Origin of the sequence: Pseudomonas sp. MD195_PC81_125 (assembly GCF_014060985.1) — a bacterium.
Classification (GTDB): domain Bacteria; phylum Pseudomonadota; class Gammaproteobacteria; order Pseudomonadales; family Pseudomonadaceae; genus Aquipseudomonas; species Aquipseudomonas parakoreensis.
Genome location: NZ_JABULD010000872.1, coordinates 1 through 2,473, shown reverse-complemented (window position 1 = coordinate 2,473; position 2,473 = coordinate 1). Strand labels below are relative to the sequence as shown.

Annotated in this window: 2 protein-coding genes; one reads left to right on the top strand and one right to left on the bottom strand. The window is 43.6% G+C overall.

Annotated features, from left to right (window positions below; genetic code table 11):
- Window positions 1–328 precede the first annotated feature (328 nt).
- Window positions 329–880 (bottom strand): hypothetical protein, encoded by a 552-nt coding sequence (locus tag HT737_RS29955; RefSeq protein WP_182404626.1) that lies wholly within the window; start codon window positions 878–880, stop codon window positions 329–331.
- Window positions 881–1,351: 471 nt separating this feature from the next.
- Between HT737_RS29955 and HT737_RS29950 the strand changes: the two genes are divergently transcribed.
- Window positions 1,352–2,317, top strand: coding sequence for an HNH endonuclease signature motif containing protein (locus tag HT737_RS29950; RefSeq protein ID WP_182404465.1), 966 nt, complete (start codon window positions 1,352–1,354; stop codon window positions 2,315–2,317).
- The last annotated feature ends 156 nt before the right edge of the window (window positions 2,318–2,473 follow it).

The following is a 2,473-nucleotide window of genomic DNA, read 5'->3' as shown; positions in this document are numbered from 1 at the left end:
ATTTCCTTTTTTCGGGAGCGGCATCGAAAAAAGGTAATTTCGGTAACTTAATCAACTGACCGGCCTGAGAGCCTTAACTTAACTGGTCTGCAAGGGATCGGCACAAGGTAATTTTCAAGTAATGTAGAGGTAAGGTAATTACCTTTTAAGGGAGTAATTTATTCATTTATCTACCCCCTATAAATCAGTCACTTACGATCACATTACCTTTTTCATTACTCAAAATTACTTTCTGAAGTAATTCAGCAAAGCCAATGAATACGGGGCTTTCAGCGACGCCGATGTCCGTTAATTACCTCATTACCTTTTTCCGATGGCTTTTCTGGAATCATTGACTACCCGGCTCTCCTTCACTCAGTAACAAGTGCTCTCGAAGTACCTTGGCTCCTGCCTGCAATCTTTCAGGTCTTGGTTTCGTTCGAATGTCTCCAAAGAGCTTTTTAGCAACACGCGACTCTTCCTCCAGACCATTGGATGGCTCTTGCAAAGCTATGAACCAAATTTGATAAATCATTGCTTCGGTTGATAGATCTGCAAGGAGACTAGCGTTCATCACCGCCCAGAATGCCAGGGCTTCAGTCTCCCCCGGATCAAACTCAAAGCGCTCATCAGGATCATCTACGGCGTGTTTAAACCAATTTTGCGCCTTACGCATAATCGTGAAGTACTCGGAAGCGGAAAGCCCATTTGCTCCCTGCGCGAGCTTGTCCCAAGACTCATTGGGATGCCTATTTTCGACGAGATTGCTAAGGATCGAAGAAGCAGCCCCCACCAGAGTATGCACAGCTACCGGGTCCTCATTTGCAAACAACATCCGTATCGCTACGTTCAGTTGCCGTTGTGCAACCTCGATTTTTGAAACGTTCAAATGTTCGAGCATTTTTTTACTCATTCTTTGATGCGTAACGGAAAAGTCTAAGCCTTACCAATTCTAGCTGTCCTCCTTTACTCCGCAGGGATCCGCAGGCTTTTCATACACCGCATTCACCTATCAAACTCCCTGCCTTGCCTTCGCTCAGGTTGCCGTAGCAATGCAGAAAAAAAGGACTTATTTAGCGCGCAGGCGAGGTGGGGGGACGACGGCGCGCGCGGAGTAAAACATTTTGCCCAAATCAAGCCACCACGACCTTCTACCAAAAATAATCCAGCGTTAACTAGACACGCTAATGGCTAATAGCTATTGTTGGCGTGAGCAAATATCGGCTGCGGGTAAACCATACTTATCAAACTACTGAAGACTTAATCGCCATTAGAGCTTTTTTAAGAATCTTAAAAAACGAACTATATAGAAATTAAAACTAAAAAACCAAAAACCAAAAACCAAAAACCAAAAACCAAAAATGGATTTTACATGACCAAAACACGCACAATCATTCCACGAGCGCTTGAAGCAATACTATTATATAAATCGGCAAAAACCTGTTGTGTTTGCAGATTCCCCCGCGCACCGATACAAATTCATCATATCGACCAAAATCCATCGAATAACTGTGAAAGCAATCTAGTAGTATTGTGTACCAATTGTCACGATGACGCTCACACAACACGTGCCTTATCAAAGAATCTTACACCAGCTAGACTTTCACAATTCAAACTCAAATGGGAAGCAGATGTACTTGCCCGCTCATCAACTGCTATGGTACCAAGCTCTAACTTAGACCAAGCCATGTGGACTTTCGTCAATCATCAAAGGATTATTCCTGTGATGAATTCACTTGGAGTGAAATTCAATAAAGCAAAATTAGACTCTTTGATTTCCAGGGGAGTAGTCGATAAAGATGGCATCCCAACATTTCAGCTTCCGAAAAAATCGCCAGCCTACACGGATCAAATCATTACTATCTATGATAGATTTGAATGGGACGATTCTATGCGACTTCACAATTTATACATGGACGCTGTAGATAAGATTATTTTAAAGGCAAACCCGATCGAGCTTGGTGCTGTTTGGACCAAGACAGATATTCGTTCAGTTGTTCAGCCGGGCTCAATCTGCTTCTGTATGAGAGGACATATGTTTAAAAGAGGGGACGTTATCAACGGGGAAGAAAATAGATTAGTCTTTGCACGCTCTAACAATATTGAAATTCAGTTTCATGCACATACTAGACACATGTACGGAAACTCGGCGCTTTATGACAGCTTTGTCGGTAGCAGATTTACCGCATCGCTTATTCACGTCAAAGACTATGCTGTTGAAGCCGGAAAGCTGATCATTCGAGCTACCCCGATATCGATGGGTGCGGGATTCGTACCTAGCGCTTACCAAACTCCCCGACCATTGCGCTATGGCTGGGCACAAGCCCGAAAAATCTAATACGTTTAATCTTAGGCGAGCGGCCAAGCAGATTCCACGTATATCTGGTAAGGACTGGCCAAAACAGAGGCTTGTAAACCATGCACTAATCAGGTTCATACCACAAAATCACAAAGGTGGCGTCTGAGGAACGTGATCTACGGGCTTTTGAAAAAG